23 protein-coding genes are annotated in these 24,060 nt (G+C 35.3%); 17 read left to right on the top strand and 6 right to left on the bottom strand.

Translation table 11 applies throughout. The features are described from left to right. Position 1 precedes the first annotated feature (1 nt). Positions 2-1,081 carry an HlyD family secretion protein gene (locus ACNQGX_RS12500; protein ID WP_417976710.1) on the top strand — a complete coding sequence of 360 codons (1,080 nt, stop codon included), beginning with the start codon at positions 2-4 and terminating at the stop codon, positions 1,079-1,081. Positions 1,082-1,160: 79 nt separating this feature from the next. After that, positions 1,161-2,744, top strand: coding sequence for a DHA2 family efflux MFS transporter permease subunit (locus tag ACNQGX_RS12495; RefSeq protein WP_417976709.1), 1,584 nt, complete (start codon positions 1,161-1,163; stop codon positions 2,742-2,744). Positions 2,745-2,807: 63 nt separating this feature from the next. Here the strand turns inward: ACNQGX_RS12495 and yaaA are convergent, their stop codons facing one another. After that, positions 2,808-3,566, bottom strand: coding sequence for a peroxide stress protein YaaA (yaaA, locus tag ACNQGX_RS12490; RefSeq protein ID WP_417976708.1), 759 nt, complete (start codon positions 3,564-3,566; stop codon positions 2,808-2,810). 323 nt (positions 3,567-3,889) lie between these two features. On the opposite strand from yaaA, the gene ACNQGX_RS12485 reads away from it, so the two are divergent. The 5 genes from ACNQGX_RS12485 (at position 3,890) to ACNQGX_RS12465 (ending at position 9,554) form a co-directional block, all read left to right on the top strand. Then, a complete protein-coding gene (locus ACNQGX_RS12485; RefSeq protein WP_417976706.1) occupies positions 3,890-4,411 on the top strand; it encodes a GNAT family N-acetyltransferase in 522 nt (173 codons plus the stop codon). Positions 4,412-4,633: 222 nt separating this feature from the next. Beyond that, positions 4,634-5,911: an MFS transporter gene (locus ACNQGX_RS12480; RefSeq protein WP_417976704.1), complete on the top strand. Its 1,278-nt coding sequence runs from the start codon at positions 4,634-4,636 to the stop codon at positions 5,909-5,911. A gap of 26 nt (positions 5,912-5,937) precedes the next feature. Then, the gene (locus ACNQGX_RS12475; protein WP_417976702.1) at positions 5,938-6,711 is read left to right on the top strand and encodes a TSUP family transporter; all 774 of its coding nucleotides are present in this window, start codon (positions 5,938-5,940) and stop codon (positions 6,709-6,711) included. Positions 6,712-7,082: 371 nt separating this feature from the next. Continuing rightward, positions 7,083-8,501: an adenosine deaminase gene (locus ACNQGX_RS12470; protein ID WP_417976700.1), complete on the top strand. Its 1,419-nt coding sequence runs from the start codon at positions 7,083-7,085 to the stop codon at positions 8,499-8,501. Positions 8,502-8,765: 264 nt separating this feature from the next. Further along, complete coding sequence (locus ACNQGX_RS12465) at positions 8,766-9,554, top strand: transglutaminase-like domain-containing protein (protein ID WP_417976698.1); 789 nt, start codon at positions 8,766-8,768, stop codon at positions 9,552-9,554. Positions 9,555-9,849: 295 nt separating this feature from the next. Here the strand turns inward: ACNQGX_RS12465 and ACNQGX_RS12460 are convergent, their stop codons facing one another. Next, positions 9,850-12,318: a zinc-dependent metalloprotease gene (locus ACNQGX_RS12460; protein ID WP_417976696.1), complete on the bottom strand. Its 2,469-nt coding sequence runs from the start codon at positions 12,316-12,318 to the stop codon at positions 9,850-9,852. Between the two features lie 344 nt (positions 12,319-12,662). Here ACNQGX_RS12460 and ACNQGX_RS12455 point away from each other — a divergent pair, with 344 nt between their 5' ends. The 4 genes from ACNQGX_RS12455 to ACNQGX_RS12440 all read left to right on the top strand — a co-directional run bounded on the left by ACNQGX_RS12455 (position 12,663) and on the right by ACNQGX_RS12440 (position 14,354). Continuing rightward, positions 12,663-13,118 carry a hypothetical protein gene (locus tag ACNQGX_RS12455; RefSeq protein ID WP_417976694.1) on the top strand — a complete coding sequence of 152 codons (456 nt, stop codon included), beginning with the start codon at positions 12,663-12,665 and terminating at the stop codon, positions 13,116-13,118. Positions 13,119-13,370: 252 nt separating this feature from the next. Further along, positions 13,371-13,673, top strand: coding sequence for a type II toxin-antitoxin system RelE/ParE family toxin (locus ACNQGX_RS12450; protein WP_417976692.1), 303 nt, complete (start codon positions 13,371-13,373; stop codon positions 13,671-13,673). Positions 13,674-13,717: 44 nt separating this feature from the next. Next, complete coding sequence (locus tag ACNQGX_RS12445) at positions 13,718-14,044, top strand: helix-turn-helix domain-containing protein (protein ID WP_417976690.1); 327 nt, start codon at positions 13,718-13,720, stop codon at positions 14,042-14,044. Positions 14,045-14,207: 163 nt separating this feature from the next. Further along, positions 14,208-14,354 (top strand): hypothetical protein, encoded by a 147-nt coding sequence (locus ACNQGX_RS12440; RefSeq protein WP_417976688.1) that lies wholly within the window; start codon positions 14,208-14,210, stop codon positions 14,352-14,354. Positions 14,355-14,435: 81 nt separating this feature from the next. Here ACNQGX_RS12440 and ACNQGX_RS12435 read toward each other — a convergent pair whose 3' ends face one another. Both ACNQGX_RS12435 and ACNQGX_RS12430 read right to left on the bottom strand, forming a co-directional pair. Next, a complete protein-coding gene (locus ACNQGX_RS12435; RefSeq protein WP_417976686.1) occupies positions 14,436-15,479 on the bottom strand; it encodes an RluA family pseudouridine synthase in 1,044 nt (347 codons plus the stop codon). Then, positions 15,469-16,092, bottom strand: coding sequence for a PASTA domain-containing protein (locus tag ACNQGX_RS12430; RefSeq protein ID WP_417976684.1), 624 nt, complete (start codon positions 16,090-16,092; stop codon positions 15,469-15,471). Before ACNQGX_RS12430 ends, ACNQGX_RS12435 begins: the two co-directional genes overlap by 11 nt. A gap of 290 nt (positions 16,093-16,382) precedes the next feature. Between ACNQGX_RS12430 and ACNQGX_RS12425 the strand changes: the two genes are divergently transcribed. The 3 genes from ACNQGX_RS12425 to ACNQGX_RS12415 all read left to right on the top strand — a co-directional run bounded on the left by ACNQGX_RS12425 (position 16,383) and on the right by ACNQGX_RS12415 (position 18,806). Next, positions 16,383-17,351: a D-alanine--D-alanine ligase gene (locus ACNQGX_RS12425; RefSeq protein WP_417976682.1), complete on the top strand. Its 969-nt coding sequence runs from the start codon at positions 16,383-16,385 to the stop codon at positions 17,349-17,351. Positions 17,352-17,462: 111 nt separating this feature from the next. Beyond that, positions 17,463-17,918, top strand: coding sequence for a pantetheine-phosphate adenylyltransferase (coaD, locus tag ACNQGX_RS12420; protein WP_417976680.1), 456 nt, complete (start codon positions 17,463-17,465; stop codon positions 17,916-17,918). A gap of 309 nt (positions 17,919-18,227) precedes the next feature. Continuing rightward, positions 18,228-18,806, top strand: coding sequence for a PhnA domain-containing protein (locus tag ACNQGX_RS12415; protein ID WP_417976678.1), 579 nt, complete (start codon positions 18,228-18,230; stop codon positions 18,804-18,806). A 147-nt stretch (positions 18,807-18,953) separates the two neighbouring features. Here the strand turns inward: ACNQGX_RS12415 and ACNQGX_RS12410 are convergent, their stop codons facing one another. Further along, positions 18,954-20,300, bottom strand: a complete 1,347-nt coding sequence (locus ACNQGX_RS12410; protein ID WP_417976676.1) for a DEAD/DEAH box helicase — start codon at positions 20,298-20,300, stop codon at positions 18,954-18,956. Between the two features lie 145 nt (positions 20,301-20,445). On the opposite strand from ACNQGX_RS12410, the gene ACNQGX_RS12405 reads away from it, so the two are divergent. Then, positions 20,446-22,176, top strand: a complete 1,731-nt coding sequence (locus ACNQGX_RS12405) for a M14 family metallopeptidase (protein ID WP_417976674.1) — start codon at positions 20,446-20,448, stop codon at positions 22,174-22,176. A gap of 10 nt (positions 22,177-22,186) precedes the next feature. Here the strand turns inward: ACNQGX_RS12405 and ACNQGX_RS12400 are convergent, their stop codons facing one another. Further along, complete coding sequence (locus ACNQGX_RS12400) at positions 22,187-22,789, bottom strand: NUDIX hydrolase (RefSeq protein ID WP_131916375.1); 603 nt, start codon at positions 22,787-22,789, stop codon at positions 22,187-22,189. 7 nt (positions 22,790-22,796) lie between these two features. Here ACNQGX_RS12400 and pyrE point away from each other — a divergent pair, with 7 nt between their 5' ends. Further along, entirely contained in the window at positions 22,797-23,444 is a 648-nt protein-coding gene (gene pyrE / locus ACNQGX_RS12395; RefSeq protein WP_131916374.1) for an orotate phosphoribosyltransferase, read from the top strand. Between the two features lie 27 nt (positions 23,445-23,471). Further along, positions 23,472-23,864, top strand: coding sequence for an SRPBCC family protein (locus tag ACNQGX_RS12390; protein ID WP_131916373.1), 393 nt, complete (start codon positions 23,472-23,474; stop codon positions 23,862-23,864). Positions 23,865-24,060: the final 196 nt, after the last annotated feature.

The following is a 24,060-nucleotide window of genomic DNA, read 5'->3' as shown; positions in this document are numbered from 1 at the left end:
CATGGAAAAGAAAAAAACAAATACAAAATTTATTATTATCCTAGTGGCTTTGGTAGTTTTAGGTGGAACTTACGGAACTTATAAATACATGCATTCCTTGGCTCACGAAGAAACAGACGATGCGCAAATTGAAAAAAACATGAATCCTATTATTCCAAGGGTTTCGGGATATGTGGATAAAGTGTACATCAAAGACAATGATTTTGTAAAGAAAGGCGATACGCTGTTTACCATCGATAAAAGAGATTACCAATTAAAAATTGAAGAAGCTAATGCTGCAATGGTTGGCGCTGAAGGCAGTTTTGAAGTTTCTAAAGCTGATATTGGAAGTGCTTTAGCCAGTATTTCAGTTTCCGATGCTAACGTGCAATCAGCAGGTGGAAACATCGAATCGGCAAAAATTAGATTGGATCGCATTACGAGTGATTACAACAGATATAACAATTTGTACAAAAGCCATTCGATTACAAAACAACAATACGAGCAAGCTTTGGCTGCAAAACTTGAAGCAGAAAGCCAAGTACGCGTTTTACAACAGCAACAGAGAGCAACTGCTTTTCAAAAATCGGTTATTGTAGCCAAATCTAAAGTTTCAGACAAACAAACTGAAGTGGCTGCTGCCAATATCAAAAGAGCCAAAGCATTACTTGATGCTGCAAAATTAAATTTAACCTACACCGCTATCACTGCAGCGATTGACGGTCAGGTTTCAAAAATTGACATTCAACCGGGACAATTAGTGCAACCGGGACAATCATTATTTTATATTATCAATAACAAAGAAGCTTGGGTAATTGCTAATTTCAAAGAAACGCAATTGAACAAAATGGTAATTGGTCAAAAAGTTACCGTAAAAGTGGACGCCTATCCCGGATATGATTTTCAAGGTGCAATCACGTCGTTTTCACCCGCTACAGGATCTCGTTTTTCATTGCTACCTCCTGATAATGCTACAGGAAACTTTGTGAAAACAATCCAAAGATTACCCGTTAAAATAAGTTTGAACACATCAAATGATCCTGAAAAAATAAAATTACTTCGCCCGGGAATGAATGTGGATGTAGATGTACATTTAAAATAAATTCCGCCTTTTGGTTCGTTCTAAAATGTCAAAAACGGCAATACTTTTAAGAAAATGATAGTTTACACTTTAGTATAAAATGGTACAAACAGGAGAAGATGATTTAGTAGAATATGGCTTTAGAAGAGTCATAATTACCATTACAGCCGTTCTTTGTGCTATGCTTGAAATTGTAGATACTACAATTGTAAATGTGGCATTAAACAATATGCGAGGCAGTCTTGGCGCGTCACTTACTGATGTGGCTTGGGTTATCACTGCTTATGCTATTGCAAATGTGATTGTGATTCCTATGACGAGCTGGTTGTCACAACAATTTGGGCGTCGGAATTATTTTGCGGTTTCCATTATTATTTTTACGGTTGCTTCCTTTTTATGCGGTAATGCCAATAATATTTGGGAATTAGTCACTTTTAGATTCATTCAAGGATTGGGCGGTGGCGCTTTATTAGTAACTGCACAAACCATAATTACCGAGAGTTATCCTGTCGCCAAAAGAGGAATGGCGCAAGCTATTTACGGAATGGGAGTTATTGTAGGACCTACTCTTGGGCCGCCTTTGGGAGGATATATTGTAGACCATTTTTCATGGCCGTATATCTTTTACATCAACATTCCTATTGGAATTATAGCTACTTTACTGACGCTCTCTTTTGTAAAAAGCCCTAAATATGGTGACAAACTAAAAGCCAGTCAGGTCGATTGGTGGGGAATCTTTCTTTTAACTGCTTTTGTTGGCTCCTTACAATATGTTCTGGAACACGGTCAGCAAGACGATTGGTTCAATAATAATACGATTGTATTGTTATCTGTTATTTCTGTTTTTGGTTTATTGTTCTTTATTTGGAGAGAACTTACCTACAAACATCCCATCGTAAATTTAAGGGTTTTAAAAGATACCAACTTAAGAATAGGAACCATCATGTGTTTTATTCTAGGTTTTGGATTGTATGGTTCCACCTTTATTATCCCTATTTACACACAGTCCGTTTTAGGTTGGAGTGCTATGGATGCCGGTTTATTGTTGATTCCAAGTTCTATTACTACCGGAATTATGATGCCCTTTATTGGTAAAATGATTCAGCGTGGCGTGCCGCAAGCGTATATGGTTGCTGCAGGATTTTTGTTGTTTTTCTTTTTTACGTATTGGATGCAACAGGTAATTACACCCGATTCTGGTGAAGAACATTTATACTGGCCATTGATATTAAGAGGAATTGGATTGGGATTATTATTTGTTCCTATTTCTACACTTTCATTATCCACTTTAAAGGGAAAAAGTATTGGCGAAGGTGCTGCTTTTACAGGAATGATGCGACAATTAGGAGGCTCTTTTGGTATTGCCATTATCACCACTTTTATTGCCCGTTTCAATCAGGAACACCGCCTGAATCTTATTTCGCATCTCAATGTAACTTCTTATGAAGTACAAAAAACAGTGCAACAGCTAAAAATGGGATTCATGTCCAAAGGCTATTCTGAAAATGAAGCTTTGGCAAAAGCCTACAAAGCCATTGAATATAAAGTAATGGTACAAAGTTCCGTATTATCGTATATGGACATCTTTTTATACTTAGGCGCATTGTTTTTATTTTGTATTCCTTTTATACTTTTGATAAAAAAAGGAAAAAACAAAATCAATCCTGCCGATGCGATGCATTAAAATCCAAACATAAAAAACGCCGTTTTCATGATGAAAACGGCGTTTTTTATTTGTTTAAAGATATTAGCGGGTAAAAACCAAATGATTTCCCTTCGATAAATTAGCGTCAAATTGATAGCCATCGTAATTGAAACCTTTTAAATCCTCTATCGTTTTAGCGTTTGTATCAATAATATAACGCACCATCATTCCTCTCGCCTTTTTGGCAAAAAAACTGATTATTTTTAGTTTTCCATTTTTGTAATCTTTGAATTCCGGAGTGATTACAGGAACTTTCAACGCCTTGACATCAATTGCCGAAAAATATTCATTGCTCGCTAAATTGACAAACAACTCGCCTTTTTCAAGCTCTTTATTTAAAGCTTTTGTAACGGTTGGCTTCCAAAATTCATATAAGTTTTTGCTTTCGCCAATGGGTAATTTGGTTCCCATTTCCAGTCGATACGCTTGAATCAAATCCAATGGTTTCAGCAATCCGTACAAACCGGATAGTATTCTCAAACGGTCTTGTAAAGCTTCTAATTTTTTTTCTGGAATCGAATAAGCGTCCAATCCAATGTACACATCACCATCAAAAGTATACACTGCCGGACGGGCATTTGAAGTCGTAAAAGGTGTTTTCCAATCTTGATTTCGCTTCCAGTTCAAATCAGCCAATTTATCCGAAATACTCATTAAATCCGATAAATCTGCAGGCTTTTTCTCTTTTAAAACTTTGTGAACTTGTCGCGATTCTTTTAAAAACAAAGGTTCGGTGTGCAATTGAGTGGGTAACTGTTTGTCAAAATTTAACGACTTGGCTGGCGATATTACAATTTTCATACACAATACTCTTTCGAGCTCTTTTTATTAATTCTTCCAAAAGTACTAATTGAAATCAAGAAATCAAGAATCTTTAAATTGATTTGTTTAATAGTGCAATAGATAATGAAAATTGTTCTCTAATTTAATTATTTTTGAGTCTGCACGGTTAAAACGGGAACAAAAAAATTAAACCGCAGATTCGCAAATTAAACACATCAAAGCTGAATAAATAATTTGCGAATCTTCGGTAAAAATTTTTAGAAGCTAAAGCGAAATGCACTAAAAGTGCATAGTTTTAAACTATATTTGAGACCAATAAACCAAACGACACTTCCATAATTATGAACTCAATTGAAATTAGAAAAGCGACACTATCTGATCTGGAAACAATCCAAAATATAAGTATCCAAACTTTTAAAGAGACTTTTGCCGCTGTAAATACGCCCGAAAATATTGCCAATTATATAAAAGAAAGTTTCAATGCGGAACAATTAACAACTGAATTAAATAATGCTAATTCCCAGTTTTATTTAGCGTATTCGAATACAGAACCTGTTGGTTATCTAAAAATAAATTTCGGTGATGCCCAAACCGAAACCATCAATGAGAATGCTTTAGAAGTGCACCGGATTTATGTTTTGCAAACTTTTCATGGGAAAAACATTGGTCAACTATTGCTTGACGAAGTAAAAAAGATTGCACAACGTACTGGCGTTGATTATATTTGGCTTGGTGTCTGGGAAGAAAATCACAGAGCACTTCGATTTTATACTAAAAATGGATTTGTTGTATTTGACAAACACGTTTTTACATTAGGAAATGACGAACAAACCGATTTATTAATGCAACTTATAATTCAATAATAATAATAATCTGTTGGGTGTAATTAGTTTTTAATTATAATTTTCGTCAGTTCGAGTGATTTTCTCCCGAAGCCTCGGGAAGAAAATCGTATCGAGAACAAGAAAATTTTGAATTAAAAACAGTTCTCGATACATTTTTTGTTCCGTTTTACTCCACAAAAAACACTCGAACAGACGTTTTGAATAATTACACCCAACGGGTTAATAATAATAATAATAATAATGAGCCATACATTATCCTCCGAAACAGAAAAGCCAGTCCGAATTCTGAACGCTGCCGTAATTGTAGCCGCACTGGGCTATTTTGTTGATATTTATGATTTATTGCTTTTTGGAATTGTCCGTACCGATAGTCTAAAAGATTTAGGAATAATCGGTGATGCCATCAGGAATCAGGGAGAATTTTTGATTAGTATGCAAATGTTCGGGATGCTTTTTGGCGGTATTCTTTGGGGAATATTAGGTGATAAAAAAGGACGTATTTCTGTTTTATTTGGTTCTATCTTGATTTATTCGGTGGCCAATATTGCTAACGGAATGGTAACTACCGTTGATGGATACGCGTTCTGGAGATTGATAGCAGGAATTGGACTTGCTGGAGAATTAGGCGCCGGAATTACTTTGGTAACCGAAAGTTTGCCCAAAGAAAAACGAGGCTACGGAACGATGATTGTAGCATCTGTAGGTGTTTCGGGTGCGGTGGTTGCTTATTTAGTATATCAGGTTTTTCAGGATTGGCGTTTGTGTTATTATGCCGGAGGTGTTTTAGGACTTCTTTTATTGTTTTTACGAATCAGTATTTCTGAATCAGACATGTTCAAAAAAGTACAAGAAAGTGAAGGGAAGAAAGGTGATTTTCTTTCTTTATTTACCAATAAAAAACGCTTTTCAAAATACATACAATGCATTCTTATCGGAATTCCGTTGTGGTTTTTGGTAGGCGTATTAATAACTTTCTCCCCGGAATTTGCCAAAGCATTAGGTGTTCGAAGTTTTGAAACGATTGCCGCAGGAAAAGCCATTGCTTGGTGTTACGGCGGATTGGTTTTTGGAGATATCGCCAGCGGATTGTTAAGTCAGTGGCTGAAAAGTCGAAAAAAAGTGATGTACTTGTTTTTGATTTTTAATCTGATCATGGTTTTTATGTTCCTAAATGCATTTGGAATTACAGCATCCACTTTTTATCTCCTTTGTTTTATTATGGGCTTCTCTGTAGGATATTGGGTATTGTTTGTCACTATTGCAGCGGAACAATTTGGAACCAATATTCGTGCAACCGTGACTACGACGGTTCCAAATTTTGTTCGGGGTTCGCTGCCGCTAATTATTATCATTTATGGCTTTTTCAGAGACACTGTTTTTGATGGAGACATCTTGAAATCTGCCATGATTGTTGGAACACTATTATCGGTAATTTCAATTTTGGCACTTTGGAAATTAAAAGAAACCTTCCATACGGATTTAAATTATTCCGAAAACGAAACGCAACCTTTCCTATAGCTTTCTTATTTAAAATCTAAAATGAAATGGAATACATCATCATTTGTCTCGCTGCATTAATAGGTTCCGGTTTGACTTTATTTTCTGGATTTGGTCTTGGAACGCTACTTGTTCCTGTATTTGGACTATTTTTTCCTATCGAAATGGCTATTTTACTTACTGCCATCGTTCATTTTCTAAACAATCTTTTTAAATTATTTTTATTGGGTAAAAGCGCTAATTTAAATGTTGTTTTACGCTTTGGGATTCCAGCAATTATTTTTGCATTTCTTGGCGCTTATGTACTTTCCTTATTGACAGATATGCAACCACTAACGGATTATCAAATAGGAAATCACACTTTTGAAATTATGCCAATAAAACTGATTATTGGAATTGTGTTGTTATTTTTCTCTCTATTTGAAGTGGTACCAAGTTTTGTCAACTTACAATTTGACAAGAAATACCTTCCTGTAGGAGGAATTTTGAGTGGTTTTTTTGGTGGTCTTTCCGGAAATCAAGGCGCTTTAAGAGCCGCATTTTTGATAAGAGCTAATTTATCCAAACAATCTTTCATTGCAACCGGTGTGGTAATTGCTTGTTTAGTGGACATTTCCAGACTAACTGTTTATTCCAAACAAATACTGAATAATCAAAGTCAATTTGATTACACTTTACTGACTCTAGCCACACTTTCGGCATTTATTGGAGCTTATTTTGGCAATAAATTATTAAAAAAAGTCACCATAACAACCATTCAAAATATAGTGACTTTTATGCTTATCCTATTTGCTGTTCTATTGATAATTGGAATAATTTAAATTAAAAAAAAACGTAAATTCAGTTAAAACTGGAACTGATTAATTCTTTTGTGAAAGACTAATAGAATTTGATATTTAATACCACATTAATATTTCGAATGAATTTTAAAAATCGAATCTACCCGATAATTTTGATCGCATTTATACTATGTTTTATAATTTATTGAGATATTATGGTTTGCATTATTGTCTAATTTTTAAAAAATTTTATAAAACAAGTCTTTAATAAATCCGTTAAATCTATTACATTTACCTCGAAATAAGTTAGAATTTAACCTATTTAAATTACTTATAACTATTGCCGTTAGAACAAAACTAACCAAAAAAGTAGCCTATTTTAGAATACTTTCACTTCGATAAAAATTTAAAACATGAAATTAATTTATACTTTCCTTTTAATAACGGTACTAAATAGTGCATATTCTCAAGCTCCAAATGACTATTTTGAAAAAATCAGAAACAATGAAGCTGAATTAACCGCTTTCTTTTCCCAAATGCCGAAAGGTGGCGATTTACACCACCATTATTCCGGTTCTATTTATGCTGAGCCCTTATTACAACGTGCTATTGCTGATGATTTTTATCTCAATACCGAAACGATGGATGTTTTAAAAGAAAAACCATCAACCGGAAACTGGCAACAATTTTCAACATTAAAAAGTAATGGAACATTAGATGTTTACAAGCAAAAAATCATGCAAAAATGGTCTGTAAAAGACTATAATCATGTGGATTACCCATCGGATAAATTGTTTTTTGAATCCTTTATGAAGTTTGAACCGGCCATCAAAGGGAATTTTGGACAAGGTTTATTGGAACTAAAAAACAGAGCCATTTCAGAAAATGTCAGTTATATTGAAACGCAATTATCTACAATTCCAACTGCAATGAATACGGATGATTTGACGAAATTCAATTCCAGATTGCAAAAATTCGCTTTGGCAAAAGACGAAAAAGCAATTCTAAAATCATTGGATTCTGTTTACAATTCATTACTGAAAAAAGATGCTGAATCCTACGCCATAGAATTCAACACCAATTTTGTGGCAAAGCTTCACAAGGACCTTAAAATTGATGACAAACAATTTACGATGCGGTATCAAAATTTTGTATTGCGTTTCATGGAACCCGTAGATTTATTTAAAAATCTGGTAATTGCATTCATTTCAGCAGATGGAAGTCCGCTGATGGCCGGTGTTAACATTGTTTCTCCAGAAGATGGTGAAACCTCGATGAAAGATTATTGGTTGCACATGGTCATGTTTAAATACTGCCATTCCCGTTATCCAAATGTAAAATACACGATGCATGCAGGCGAGCTGACGCTTGGTTTGGTGCAACCGGAAGAACTGACTTGGCACATTGGCGAAGCCGTTTATACCGCAGGAGCCAACCGTATCGGTCACGGAGTAGATATGGCGTACGAGAAAGATTCGTATGATTTATTGCGCTATATGGCGAAGAAAAACATTCCTATCGAAATTAACTTAGTGAGTAACGAATTCATTTTGAAAGTCAAAGAAAACCGTCATCCGTTGACCTTGTATAAAGAATTTGGCGTTCCCATAGTAATCAGTACGGATGATGCAGGAATTTTACGCACCAATATGACAGAGCAATATGTTTTGTTAGCCAAAAGATACAAAGACGTTTCCTATTCAGATATCAAGCAATTTGTTTACAACAGCATCAATTACAGTTTTATAAAAGAGGCTTCCGTAAAAAAGCAATTGCTTAAAGATTTAGACACCCGATTTAAAACTTTCGAAGCGAATTTTCCAATGAAATAAGTATTTATAAAGATAAAAAGGAACTCTTAATAATTATTTTTCCTTTAAAAACATAAAAAACAAAGTCCCTGTCCCGATTGCTATCGGGAGGGGCTTTTTTTATGCTTTTTGATTGTTTTATTTTAAGGCATTTTTTTCTTTTTGAGTTATTATTTTTATTATATTTGACACAACCTACTTGATTTGCAAATAGTTAAATACAAACTGTTTGCAAATAGCATTTCTTTATTTTAATTGTTTACAAACATGATAAATTATTGAAAAATGAGTAGATCTTTAATCTGGTATTGCCGAAGACATCCGTTACTATACAAAATACGGTTTAGGTTACTTTCTAAAAAGGCCACTTTTGATAGGATTGAAAGTTTTTGTTACAATAACTTAAACAAAACTACAGAAATACCCGAAATTTATTTTGAACTAAATCCATTAATTTTCGTAAAAAAAGAAGCTGTACTAAGTGATCTTGATAAGGCGAAAAAGATAGCCGTTTGGTTGAGAAACTATATAAAAGGAGGCCCTGGATTAGGTAAATCCTCAGATGTAACCCTAAGAAAAATGATAAATAGTGAAGGTGGTGTTTGCAGCGATTTTTCTCAAGTCTATAATAATTTCTGTGTCATAAACGATTTAAAAGTAAAAGAATGGGGATTGAAGATCGTATCAAACGATCCTAGCATTAAAGGTGGACATGCTTTTAATGAAATCTATTCCAATGAATTAAAAAAATGGGTTTTAATTGATGTTTCTAAATCAGTTCTTTTTTATTCAATAAATCAAACCGTTCCCTTATCGGTTTTTGATTATATCCAATTAAAAAAGGAAAAACAAGAAATCTGTTTTTCCAGTTTTAACGAAAAAACGATGATGGACAATAAAAGAATAACCGATTTGTATATCACTTCTAATTCTTCTCCTTTTGTGATTACAAATTATCACAACAAAACCTATGACTCCTATTTAAATACTCTAAAATTCTTGCCAGGACCTTTCACTCACGGACTACTGTTTCTTATTGGAAAAAGCTATTTTTTTGAGTTTCCTGTTCATTAATCAATTCATCGCATCTCTTATTCCAAGTTATAGCAATAAAAAAATCCGTTCGAAAGCGGATTCTTTATTGTAATAGAATAACCCTTTGGGTGTAATTAGTTTTTAATTATAATTTTCGTCAGTTCGAGTGATTTTCGTCAGAAAATCGTATCGAGAACAAGAAAATTTTGAATTAAAAACAATTCTCGTCCCGATAGCTACCGGGACATTTTTTGTTCCGTTTTACTCCACAAAAAACACTCGAACTGACGTTTTGAATAATTACACCCAACGGCAATAGAACACTGAAATTTTATTATTTTGGGTTTAAGATCATGTCGATTCTTTTAATCGCATCCTCATAATGGTATTTTGTTTCTGCATTTACAGCTCTGGTTTTAGCAACTGATAAAGTGGATTTTAAACTTGTCAATTCGCCTCTGACCAATCCTCTCACATCCGATTGCGCCACATTATAATAGTCCGAAGGACGACCCAATTTAATTTCTTCTTTCATCAGATAACTCATTCTTTCAATATAGGCACGTTGCAAATTTCTTCTGTAAATAGTCACATTCGAACCTAAACTGGCTTCTTTCCAAATTCCTCTGCGCATGTCACCCAGTAAGTCCAGTGCTTTATAATTAGCAGTACCCAATATTTCTGCATCCATTAATCGGCCAATACGCTCAAAACTCATCACATTATTCAAATGTCTGGCTTGCAAATTTCTAAAACGCTCTGTGTACCCGGAGTAATCAATGTTTTTCAACGTACTCACATTCACCAACCACGTTGGAGAAGCAAAAGCATTGGCTTGCAACCATTGCATCGCTTCTTGTTGCTTTACTTTTGGGACAATATCATAAATGCTTCCCTTTTGGTTTGGCTTTTTGGTAGTTTCATAAACACCTCCAACATTGGTCACCACATGCCCCACATACCTGCTCCATACATCCATCATCTCTTTGTACAACTCATCTAAATCCTCGTAATTATTAGTGACATCACTCGTCCATTCTGATAAATGTGCTGCTACATATTGCAAGTTTTTAAGTCCGTAAGAACCTGCTTTCATTGAATTATTTCCAATATCTTCCGTTTGTGAAGACGGATCAAAACTACTGCTTTGTTTCCCGTATTTATAGATAGGATTTCCGGCTTTTTCCATAATCCATTTGTCTAACGTTGGCACTTCAACCTCAGGTGAAGTCGCATTTGGAATAACTCTGTACCCCCAATTAGTGGCATAATGATCGTAAGACCCCATTTGACGGATGAAACGAACGTTTTTATCTCCCGGTTGTGCGATGTAATTAAAACGGGCATAATCCATCAAACTCGCTGCGATTCCGTTTTTCTGTGTAAAATCACCATTTCTGTAATTTTCAGTATCATAAGCGCAACTCGCCCCCATATTATGGGGAAAACCAAGAGCATGTCCCACTTCATGAGCGATAACCATACGCATCATTTCACCCATTTCTTCATCGCTTGTATTTAATGTTCTTGCTGTAGGATTTGCAGCTCCTGTTTCCAATAAATATCTATTTCTGTACGAACGCAAATGGTTGTGGTACCAGATCACGTCGCTCTCGATAATTTCTCCCGTTCTTGGATCAGAAACGCTGGGTCCAACGGCATTACGTGTCGTGCTCGCCACATAACGAATTACGGAATAACGAATGTCTTCCGGGCTGAAATCAGGATCTTGTTCTTTCGTTGGTGCGTCTTTGGCAATAATAGCATTTTTAAAACCAGCCGTTTCAAAAGGCTTTTGCCAATCTTCAATTCCTTGTTTGATGTACTTGCGCAATTTTTCAGGCGTGGCTGGATCTAAGTAGTACACAATAGGTTTGATCGGTTCTACCAGTTCGCCTTTTGCGTAAGCGACAGGATCTTTAGGCTCCAATCTCCAACGTTGGATATACGTTTTGCTGTCAGATTTTAATTCATTGCTCCCGTAATCGATTTGATTCATCGTAAACCATCCCACGCGCGGATCAGCTAATCGGGGTTGCATTGGTTTTTCAGGCAATAAAATCATCGACTGATTCATTTGGATGCTTATCGTTTCTGAATCCTCCTGAACGGGCGGTTTAGAAGCGTTGTAGGTGAAATCCTGAATCACTTCAATGTTCATCGGGAAACTTTTCATCGTATTGATAAAACTGCGGGAATCATCCATTCCTTTGACTTTGTAGGTTTCTCTCATTTCTGCCGATAAACCGCTGATGGCTTTCACATCGGTGCCATAAAATTTAGTCACATCAATCACCGTATTTGCGGAATCTTTGCTGAAGGCTACGATATCAAAAGCAAATAATGTAGGCTCATAATTATTGGATTTCACCGAAATGCTGATAGGCAAACTGTCATTGGCAACAGCACTGAATGATTTTATCTTGATAAGGATTTTATCCTGAAAACGCTGCCAAACAATCAATTGTTCATTGGTTTCGGAACCTGCATTTACGTATCCGCCGCCTAGATTAGAAGGCAGTTTAGACAAACGACTCACTAAAAGCATGTCTTTATCCAAGTATTTATTGGGGATTTCGAAGAAATATTTTTTATCTACTTTGTGTACCGTAAACAATCCTTCGTCAGAAACGGCGTCTTTAGTAATTACCTTGCTGTATTCTTTGATAGTGGGTTCCGGTTTCTTTTCCGGAGGAGGAACTACAGCGGCATTTTTATCTTTTTTCTTTTTGGACTGTGCAAATTGGGTGGTGGGCACAAGCATCGCTGCAGCGATTGCAGTTAAAATGAAAAGTTTCTTCATTTATTGGTTTTTTAATGGTTAATCAATATCAAAAATAAATTTTAGTGCCTGCAAATTGAATAGTATTCATTGGTTTAACTTTTAATTAACAACCGCTCTATTCCTTGCTGTACATTTCATACAGGAATCAGTAGCAATATTTTTGTATAATAGTTTTTTGATTTATTTTGTCGGATGAATTTAGTTTTAAGAGATCGATTTATTTGTACGAATAATTTGATTATATTTGAGAAAATAAATACTGACGATTGTCAGACTTAGCAACCCAATTTTGGGTGGATAAGTCGGACGCTGTCAGACGTATAAATAAGTTGTGCGTCATATTACTCGAAATCTGAAATCAAATGAAACTTAAAACAATTAAGATTTTAACAATTACCCTGAGCTTGATAATTTTTATAATTTCTCTAACTCAAAACGCGATAATAATTGATTACATAGAAATAAAACCAGTTTCATCTTTAACGTATTTTTTAATTGGTAGTACCGCCTTCATAGGAGGAGCGCTTTTGGAACAAATAATATGGTTGGCAAATCCATTAAGCTTATTATCAATAGTACTTTTATTAAATAACAAACCAATTGCAATCAAGTTTAGCTTAATTGCATTAGCTCTATCTATTTCCTTTTCCACTTGGAGTGAAATTCTTGGGGATGAAAGTGGATCAATGGCTAAAATTATATCGTTAGAATTAGGATATTACTTATGGGTATTAAGTATAACAATATTGTCAATTGGAACTTTTACATATTTCAAAATGAAGAAAAAGCTCTTCGAAAAAGAAAATACGAACGCCTAACAGCAAGGGTTCGTTGCGTGCGTAGCACGAACAATGAAACCTGTGTTGAACGAAACCGATTACACGCCAGCTCCGCAAAGTGTTCCTGGTATACGCTGCCCAAATGTCTCTGACTTTGCGCCCACAACAATAAGCAATAAACAGTAATCAAGACAAACTACAATTCACAAAATTACAACTCTCGTAAATCAAAAACGTAATAAAAGTTTCTAAATTTAGAAACTTTATTTATCTTTGTAAAAAATTATACGTTTGAAATATTTCGAAACAAGATTTTTAGAAGAAGCCGAGAAATTTATAGCAAAACTGGATCAAAAAACGATTTCCAAAGTTTTCTATACCATTGACATTGCAGAACAAACCAACGACCCAAAATTATTCAAAAAATTACAGCATGATATTTGGGAGTTTAGAACACGATTTGGCGGACTTCAAATTAGATTGTTGGCATTTTGGGACAAAACAGATGATAAAAATACGCTAGTTTTTGCAACTCATGGATTTGTAAAAAAAGTAGACAAAGTTCCCACAAACGAAAATAGAAAGAGCAAGTAAAATAAGAGCAAAATATTTTGAAAATAAACCTAAAAAATAATGTCATGGCAACTACAGAAATGAAATCAACTTCACTTTCAGAAATGAAAGATAAATATATCGGAAACATTGGCTCTGAAGAAAGAGAAAAATACGAATATGAACTTCGCATGGATATTTTAGGTCGTATGATTAAAAAAGCCCGACAAGAACGAAATTTAACTCAAGAACAATTGGGAGTACTTGTTGGTGTCAAAAAATCACAGATTTCTAAACTTGAAAGTAGCACAAATAGCGCAACGATTGACACAATATTGAAAGTTTTTAAAGCATTAAAAGCGGATATAAGTTTTAATGTGACAATTGAAAAACAAAAGTTGCAATTAACTTAGACAGTTGCCCCTGCTCCGCAAAGTGTTCTTTGTATACGTTGCATTCTATGATAAAAAAACAATTAAAATCTGTTAAAATTTAAGATGCAAATTTATAAGTATTTGTATAAAGAGTTTCTCTATTAGAATGAAGCTAAATTCAACAAACTAAAAAAACAGTACAATGAAAACACATAAAAGAACAGCGAATCAAACTAAAATACTTCAGGGAATGGATAAAGTTTATGAAAAGCTAATCGAATACAAAAAGAGAATGAATAGCGAATTAGTAATACTCAAAGATGATAAAATCGTCCGAGTGAAACCGTAAATAAATTTAAAATATTTTTCTTCAACTGTTAAAACAAAAAAAGCCCCTCCTGATAGCAATCGGGACTGGGGCTTCTCTATTTTATTCTTCTTCTTCGTCCGTACCATGGGATTTTGAATAGCCTCTCCATTTCTCGATACAATCCTGAAAATCCTGCGGAAGTTCCGTATCAAAACGCATCAGTTCACCCGTTGTAGGATGCACAAAACCCAATGTTTTGGCGTGTAAAGCCTGTCTTGGCAAAGCTTTGAAACAGTTGTCTATAAACTGCTTGTATTTGGTAAACGTAGTTCCTTTTAAAATCAAATGACCACCATAACGCTCGTCATTAAATAAAGGATGTCCTATGTGTTTTAAGTGTGCCCGAATCTGGTGTGTTCTTCCGGTTTCCAGTTGGCACGAAATCAATGTCACGTAACCAAAACGTTCCAACACTTTGTAATGCGTCACGGCAGGTTTCCCTATTTCCGGATCAGCAAAAACCGCCATTTGCATGCGATCTTTCAAGTGTCTTGCTAAGTTTCCTTCAATCGTTCCTTTCTCCTCGACAACATTTCCCCAAACCAAAGCCACATATTCTCTTTCGGAAGTTTTCGCTTCAAATTGTTTGGCAAGATGCGTCATGGCAGCTTCGGTTTTGGCAATCACCAATAAACCCGAAGTATCTTTGTCAATTCGATGCACTAATCCGGGACGTTCGCTGCTGTTCATTGGCAAATTATCAAAATGATACGCCAACGCATGCACTAAAGTTCCGGTATAATTCCCATGACCGGGATGCACCACCATTCCTGGCAATTTGTTTATCAATAACAATGCATCATCTTCGTAAACGATGTCAAGCGGAATATTCTCCGGATTAATATGGTTTTCATAAGGAGGATGGGTAAGCATCACACGAACCACATCATTGGCTTTCACCTTGTAATTCGACTTTACAGTGGCGTCGTTTACAAAAATATTTCCTTCGGTAGCTGCGGTTTGTATTTTATTGCGAGTCGCATTTTGAATTAGGCTCATCAAGTATTTATCAATTCGCAAAGACGCTTGGCCTTTGGGAACTTCAAATCTAAAATGTTCAAATAACTCGTCTTCTAAATCTATTGTATCTATATTATTGTTCATCAACTGGTGTTTCTTCTATTGGTGCAACCAGAGTATCCGCAGCACTTTCTTCTTCTTCATAACTCATTTTTCCGTCTCCTAAAACCAAATCAATTTTGGATGATTTCAAGACTCTGTCCCCTACTTTCAGGTTTCTTCCTTTGAAACGCATTTCCAATACCATGTCTTTTCCAAGATTTGGAACATACGTAACCGTTCCTTCTTCAAGCCCTAATGCTTTCAATGTAGGCACCGCTTCACGATATGTTTTTTCAATCAAATCAGGAATTCGCACGGATGAAAATCCCGAAGTATTTATTTTTATGTATATTTTTCTACCCACTTTTACCTTTGTACCCGGCGATGGATCTTGCTCTACCACACTGAATTGCGGGAAATCACTTCTATAATCCACACTATCCAAAAGCACATAATCTAAATCCAACTCATCCAGCTTTTCCTCCACTTGCTCTTCAGTCAATTTACTCAAATTCGGAACTGCAATTTCATGACCATGATCTGTTGTAAAAGTCAACCAATGCATAAACAAATAGCCCAAAGCGGCAATAATGGCAAGAGCAATTAATACTTGTACTAAAAAGACGCGGCTTGTAAGATACTTACGTAAACTCATAAATTTATTTTTATATGTGGCAAAGATAAAGCTATTTCGTTTCAAAAAAAATGATAATTTTGTTTAATGCTTTTTGGAGCTATCCCGATAGCTATCGGGACCCGCTATTCGTTGCAAATGAAATTCACTGAACTCCAATTAAAATGAAAGTATAGTGAAGTAATCTTTTTATCCGCCGAAAAGGCTGACAAAAAGGATTTCTCCCGAAGGTTCGGGACTATCGGGGCTAAAACATAGTGCTAAAAACACCTTATTATTTATTCGAACAACTAAGAACAAAACGATACAAAATGAAAAACATTGCCATCATCATGGGCGGATATTCCAGCGAGTATAAAATCTCACTTATCAGCGGAAACGTCGTATATCAATTTCTGGACAAAACGAAATACAACGGATTCCGAATCCATATTTTCAAAGAAAAATGGGTCTATGTTGATGCTAATGAAGCCGAATTCCCTATCGATAAAAATGATTTTTCAGTAACTGTTGATGGTAACAAAATCACTTTTGACTGCGTTTTCAATGCCATTCATGGAACTCCGGGCGAAGACGGATTGATGCAGGCGTATTTCGAATTATTACATATTCCGCAAACTTCCTGCGATTATTACCAAGCAGCATTGACGTTCAACAAACGTGATTTATTATCCGTTTTAAAACCATACGGCATAAAAACCGCCACTTCTTATTACCTAAACAAAGGCGATGCCATCAATACGGACGAAATTGTAGCTAAAGTTGGTCTGCCTTGTTTTGTAAAACCAAATAAAGCGGGTTCCAGTTTTGGAATTTCCAAAGTAAAAACCATCGATGAATTGCCTATCGCAATAGAAGTTGCTTACAAAGAAGACAACGAAATCATCATAGAAAGTTTCCTTGACGGTACCGAAGTTTCTGTAGGAGTCATCAATTACAAAGGAAAAGTAACCGTTTTACCCATCACCGAAATCGTTTCTGACAATGATTTCTTCGATTATGAAGCCAAATATCTGGGTAAATCACAGGAAATCACACCCGCAAGAATCTCGGATGAAATGACCCAAAAAGTGAGCGAAATAGCCAAACGCGCTTATGAAGTCCTAAAAATGAGAGGTTTCTCCAGAAGCGAATTTATATTGGTAAACGGAGAACCACACATGTTGGAAATGAATACTATTCCGGGATTAACAACGGAAAGTTTGATTCCGCAACAGGCCAAAGCCGCAGGAATTTCATTGAAAGATTTGTTTAGCAATGCGATTGAGTTGGCTCTTTAATAAAACACTTAGTTCTTAGATTCTAAACACAAACTTGTCATTTCGACAAAGGAGAAAACCCATATAATGATATTCCTCCTCTGTCGGAATGACAAAATAGAAAAAAAATAAATGAGAAAAGCCATATTCCCGGGTTCATTTGACCCCATCACTTTAGGCCATGAAGACATCATCAAAAGAAGCATTTCACTATTTGATGAAATCGTAATTGCCATTGGTATCAATGCCGAAAAAAAATACATGTTTTCACTGGAAGAAAGAAAACGTTTTATCGAAGAAACCTTTAAAAATGAACCTAAAGTTTCGGTGATTAGCTATGAAGGTCTGACCATTGATTTGTGCCATAGAATAAAAGCAGATTTTATCCTTCGTGGTTTGCGCAATCCAGCCGATTTCGAATTTGAAAAAGCAATCGCCCACACCAATCGTCGTTTATCAAAAATAGAAACCGTGTTTTTATTGACTGCCGCAAGAACTTCGTATATCAGTTCCAGTATTGTGAGAGATGTAATCCGCAATGGAGGTCAATATGAAATGCTGGTTCCCGATGCAGTCCGAGTAAAATAATTTTAAAGAGATTTTGTCAAATCGAGCGCAATGTTATTAAGTTAAGCTGTTTCAACACGTCACTTCGAGTGATTTTGAACATTAATGCGAAAGCTTTAATGTTTAAAATTGTATCGAGAAGCCTTTAAAACGTAAGGGTTCTCGATACTTCGCAGAAATTTTCTATTGCAAATTTCTACTCAACTCGAACTGACGAATTCATAACCTTAATGGCATTGCGCTCGACTTGACAAATAAACAGTAACCATATAAATTTGTGAAACGAGGCAATAAGCCGTAATTTCGCCTAAAAATAAAAGCCATCAAACAATGAGTATAGAAAGAGAATTAAGCAAACGTAGTGGATCGAAATGTGAAATTTGTGGTGCAACCGAAAACCTAAAAGTATATCAAGTTTTACCAACCAAAAAAGGCGGACTTGACGAAAGTATCATGGCTTGCAACACCTGTATCGACCAAATCGAAAATCCAGATAACGTAGATTTAAATCATTGGAGATGTTTGAATGACAGCATGTGGAGCGAACACACAGCGGTACAAGTAGTCGCGTGGAGAATGCTTAGCCGTTTACGTGCAGCAGGATGGCCTCAAGAATTACTGGATCAAATGTATTTAGACGAAGATACTTTGGCTTGGGCGCAAGCAACTGGCGAAGGTGAAGACGATGAAAACAAAGTGATTCACCGTGATAGCAACGGCGTGATTTTGGAACACGGAGATTCAGTAGTTTTAATCAAAGATTTGAAAGTTAAAGGCTCTAGCATGGTGGCCAAACAAGGAACTGCAGTACGTAACATCAGACTGGATCATGAAAATGCGGAATACATTGAAGGAAAAGTAGATGGTCAGCAGATTGTTATTATTACACAATACGTTAAGAAAATATAGTATTCAGTGGTCAGTCCCGACGCTTCGGGATTAGTGGTCAGTGACTTCATTATAGCAAAAAATCGTTAACAGTAAATTTGATTTACTGTTAACGATTTTTTTATTATCATTTTTTTTAGTGCTCGCTAAAAGCTAAACACTAAAAAACTACTCTTCTTCTTTCTTAATCACTTTTCGAGCGACTTCGATTTTAAATTTCTTACCTTTCATTTTTTCGTCTTTAATGGCGTGCAATAAATCTTTTACTTTATTGAATTTCACGGCAGCAAACGAAATAAAATCTTTCACTTCGATTAATCCTAAATCGCCTTTTTCTAATTTTCCTTTTTGGGAAAAGAAACCGACAATGTCAATTTTATTCAGTTTATTTTTCTTTCCGCCACTGATATAAATGGTTTGAAATTCGGGCGGTTTTGGCAATGAAGTCGAGTTTTCCACATTCAAAACGTTCATTCCATAATCGATATAATCCATTTTTTTCTCACTCTCATGAGCAATTATATAAGCAGTTCCAGAAGCTAACATACGTGCTGTACGTCCGTTTCTATGGGTAAATTCGTCTTCTTTGGATGGCAAATGATAATGAATTACGTGATTCATTTCGGGAATATCAAGACCACGGGCTGCCAAATCAGTTGTGATTAGATAACTTACACTTCCGTTTCTAAACTGGATTAAAGCGCGTTCTCTTTCGTCCTGATCCATTCCGCCATGATAATAGGTGGCATAAATTCCTTTTTCGTTCAACGTATCGCTAATGCGTTCTGCAGCATCACGATGGTTGCAAAAAACAATTGCCGATTGTGATTTCAACGAACAAATCAAGTTGAACAAACTTCCAATTTTGTCTTTTTCTTTCGAAACGACCATTTTCATCGAAAGATTCGTTTCTTCTTCATTTTCTGGAATGAAATCCAAAATAGTTGGGTTTACGACTCTTGTATATCTTGGAATCTCAATATCGGAAGTTGCCGAAACTAGAACACGTTTGTTCAGTTTCGTTAATTTTCCAATGATAAATGACATTTGCTCGTGGAAACCCAATTGCAATGATTTATCAAATTCATCCAAAATCAACGTTTGGATTTTATCCACACGAAAAGTTCCTCTGTCGATATGATCTGCAATTCTTCCCGGAGTTCCTATTAAAACTGCTGGAGGATTGCTTAAATTCTTAATTTCAGTATCAATGGAATGTCCGCCGTAGCACACATTTACTTTATAATCAGTCCCCATTTTTTTCCAAACCTGCTCAATTTGCAACCCTAATTCACGTGATGGAACTAAAATTAAACATTGAACCGATTGAATTTCGGGTTGTAACATTTCTAAAATGGGCAACAAAAAAGCCAAAGTTTTTCCGGAACCTGTTGGCGAAAGCAATAAAACATTATTGTCATTCAGGATCGTATCTTGTGCTACTTCCTGCATTTCGTTCAGGCTTTCGATACCTAAATTCAAAAGTATATTGTTGGAATGGTGTTTCTTATTCATTTTGCAAAGGTAATTTTTAATTCTGAGTTATGAATTTTGAATTATAAATTTTCATTCTTTTAAATCAGGAGTTTCCTTTTAGTCGTATCATTTCTATACGTATCGAAAAAAAGCTACATTTGATATTCCATTTAAAAACCGAAATATGAGATTTTTCACATTCCTTTTTTTACTATTCTCCATCAGTTCATTTGCACAAAAAACGAATAAATACGATACTTTTTTCGAAAAAGGCAATGGAAATCAATCCGCATCTTATCAAGAAACAATTGCATATTACAAACTTCTGGCGGATGATTTTCCTACTATCCAAATGCAAAAAATGGGATTGACAGACAGTGGCGAACCGTTGCACATGGTTGTTTTTAATCCGGAAAAACAATTTGACTTTGGAACCATCCAAAAGAACAAAGCGGTAATTTTGCTTAACAACGGCATTCACGCAGGTGAACCGGACGGAATTGACGCTTCAATGCAATTGTTTAGAGATTTAGCTTTGGGCAAAATAAAAGCTCCGAAAAATACGCTTATCGTTTGTATTCCGGTATATAATATTGGAGGCGCTTTAAACAGAAACTCCACTTCAAGAGCCAATCAGGACGGACCGGAAATTTATGGCTTTCGAGGCAATGCCAGAAACTATGATTTGAATCGGGATTTCATCAAATCAGATACCCGAAACACGAAAAGTTTTGTAGAAATATTCCATAAAATAAATGCCGATGTTTTTATTGATAATCATGTCAGCAATGGCGCAGATTACCAATATAAACTCACGTACATTATGACCCAACATAATAAATTGGGAACCGTTTTAGGTGATTTTTTAAACACTGAAATGATGCCCGCTTTGGTCAAAGATTTACAAAAAAAGAACATCGAAACTACGCCTTATGTCAATGCCTTTCAAGACACTCCGGACAAAGGTTTTGGTCAATTTTTTGAAAGCCCGCGATTTGCAACAGGTTACACTTCATTGTTCAATACAATCGGATTTGTCGTGGAAACGCACATGCTTAAAAAATATGCAGACCGTGTGAAAGTGACGTATGAATACATGCGTTCCGCAATCGATTTTACGGACGCTAATTACCAAAAAATCAAACAACTGCGATTGAAAAATGAAGAGCAGTATAAACCACAGCAATCGTACACTATAAAATGGGAAATTGACAGTACAAAAACGATTCCTTTTTCGTTTTTAGGCTATGAAGCCAGTTACAAAAAAAGCGACGTCACATCCGGAAATCGCTTGTTTTATGACAAAACAAAACCATTCAAAAAAGACATTTCATACAGCAAAGAATTCAAATCAGTAAAAGAAATAATCATCCCGGAAGCGTATATCATTCCAAGGGGATTTTGGCCTGTAATTGAATTATTAAAGAGCAATACTATTTCCTATCGTCAACTAAAAAAAGATACTATAATTGAAGTAGAGAGTTATAAAATCGCAGACTTTAAAACGACAAATTCAGCGTATGAAGGTCATTATTTACACAGAAATACAACGGTAACGTCTAAAATGGAGAAACTGGCTTTCGCCAAAGGAGATTACGTTATTCCCACACAACAAAAGGGAATAAAATACCTATTGGAAACATTGGAGCCGGAAGCAATAGATTCTTTTTTTAACTGGAACTTTTTTGACACGATGTTACAGCAAAAAGAAGGCTATTCAGATTATGTTTTTGAAGATTCCGCTACACAGATTTTAAAAGAAAATCCAAAATTAAAAGCTGAATTCGAATATAAAAAACAAAGCGACATTAATTTTATTAATAACCCCGAAGCGCAACTGGATTGGATTTATAAACATTCCGTTTATTATGAAAAGGCACATTTGCAATATCCGGTGTATCGCGTCTTAAAATAAAGAAAAGCTCCTATTTCAGGAGCTTTTCTTCTTCAAATAATAATTTTATGTTCTCGTAAGAGTTTTTTAATGCCTCTTTAATTTGTTCTGGATTCATCCAAGCCACCTTTTCGATTCCTTCTTCTAATTGACCTTGTGGAGTTCCTTCAAAGTCAGATTGCATTTCGAACCAATGCGTAATTTTCAACTTGTATTTTCCATTACGCCTAAAAACGTGATAGGTTTTTTGAAGTTTATGGGATATTTTCAAGCCATTTACACCAGTCTCTTCCTCTACTTCACGCATGGCCGTGGCATCAATTTCTTCTCCTTTTTCGATTCCGCCTTTGGGTAAATCCCATTTTCCGTTTCTAAAAATGAACAAAACTTCGCCTTTTTTATTGTAAACTAAACCGCCACCAGCTTTGGTAACAGGTATTTTTGCTTTCAAAGTCTTCATAATCACGCTTTCATCAGGATGATACAAGTATGCTTTTTGAATTTTATTTTGAAATATTTTCACTATAAGTTGCTCTATGTCAATACTTTCTAACAAAAACAATTGAAAATCGGTCTCCTTAGAGATGTGATTTGTCAAAAAAAGTGGTTTGTCGTTAACAAAAACTTTATACATTTGTACTATGATTTTTAATAAAGATACAGCCGAAAAAACAGCCGAATTTCTTTTGCAAATAAATGCAATTAAATTGAATCCAAGAAATCCTTTTACATGGGCTTCTGGATGGAAATCGCCTATTTATTGTGACAACCGATTAATCCTCTCATTTCCAGCCGTAAGGAATTATGTGCGGGATGAATTTTCCAAAAATATTGAGAAACAATTTGGTAAACCAGATGTTATTGCCGGTGTAGCCACTGGTGCAATAGGAATTGGAATGCTGGTAGCGGAAAGTTTGGGATTACCATTTGTGTATGTTCGCCCAGAACCAAAAAAGCACGGAAGACTAAACCAAGTAGAAGGTTTTTTACAAAAAGGACAAAATGTAATTGTTGTAGAAGATTTGATCAGTACGGGAAACAGTAGTTTACTTGCCGTTGAAGCTTTACGTGAAGCTGGAGCGAATGTAAAAGGAATGGCAGCAATCTTTACCTACGGTTTTGATGTTGCTGATGAAAATTTCAAAAATGCGCACCTGGATTTATACACGCTAAGTAATTATCAAAATTTATTGAATTTGGCTGTAGCCAAAAGATATATTACGGAGGAGGAAGAACAGACTTTAAGAGAATGGAATGTGAGTCCATCCACTTGGAATATTGAAGTTTAAAAAAACATAAAATAAAATACCGGAAATATGAACTTAGAAAGTCCAAAAGTTAGTGTCTCAAAATCAGCTCAAGAATTGTTTGATTTATTGAGTGATGTAAAGAACTTCGAAAAATTAATGCCCGAAAACATTGCTAAATTTGAAGTTATTGGTGACGATGCTTTTATTTTTGGATTAAAAGGAATGCCAGAAATTAAGCTGAAAATGAAAGAAAAAGTGGCTCCAAGCAAAATTGTTTTGGGTGCGGCGAGTGATAAACTTCCATTTACATTGATAGCAAACATAGATACTGTTTCTGACAACTCCAGTGCTGTAAAACTTGATTTCGAAGGTGATTTCAATCCTATGATGGCTATGATGATAAAAGGTCCAATTGGAAAATTTATCGAAACTTTAGCCGGAAATATGACTAAATTGTAAAAAATAGCTTAAAATAAATAAGAAACCCTTTTAGTGCAAACTGAAAGGGTTTCTTATTTAATTGCAATAATCAGTAGTTATACCAAACACATGTATTATATAGTCCAAATTTCATCTAAAAACACATAGCTATATCCACAGATACTCATTACCTCTTTTTTGCTTGTAGCTTTTACGAGGTTAGTAATGAAATCTT

The organism is Flavobacterium glycogeni, assembly GCF_048286775.1.
In the GTDB taxonomy this organism is placed as follows: Bacteria; Bacteroidota; Bacteroidia; order Flavobacteriales; family Flavobacteriaceae; genus Flavobacterium.
This window is presented reverse-complemented; position numbering and strand designations above follow the sequence as displayed.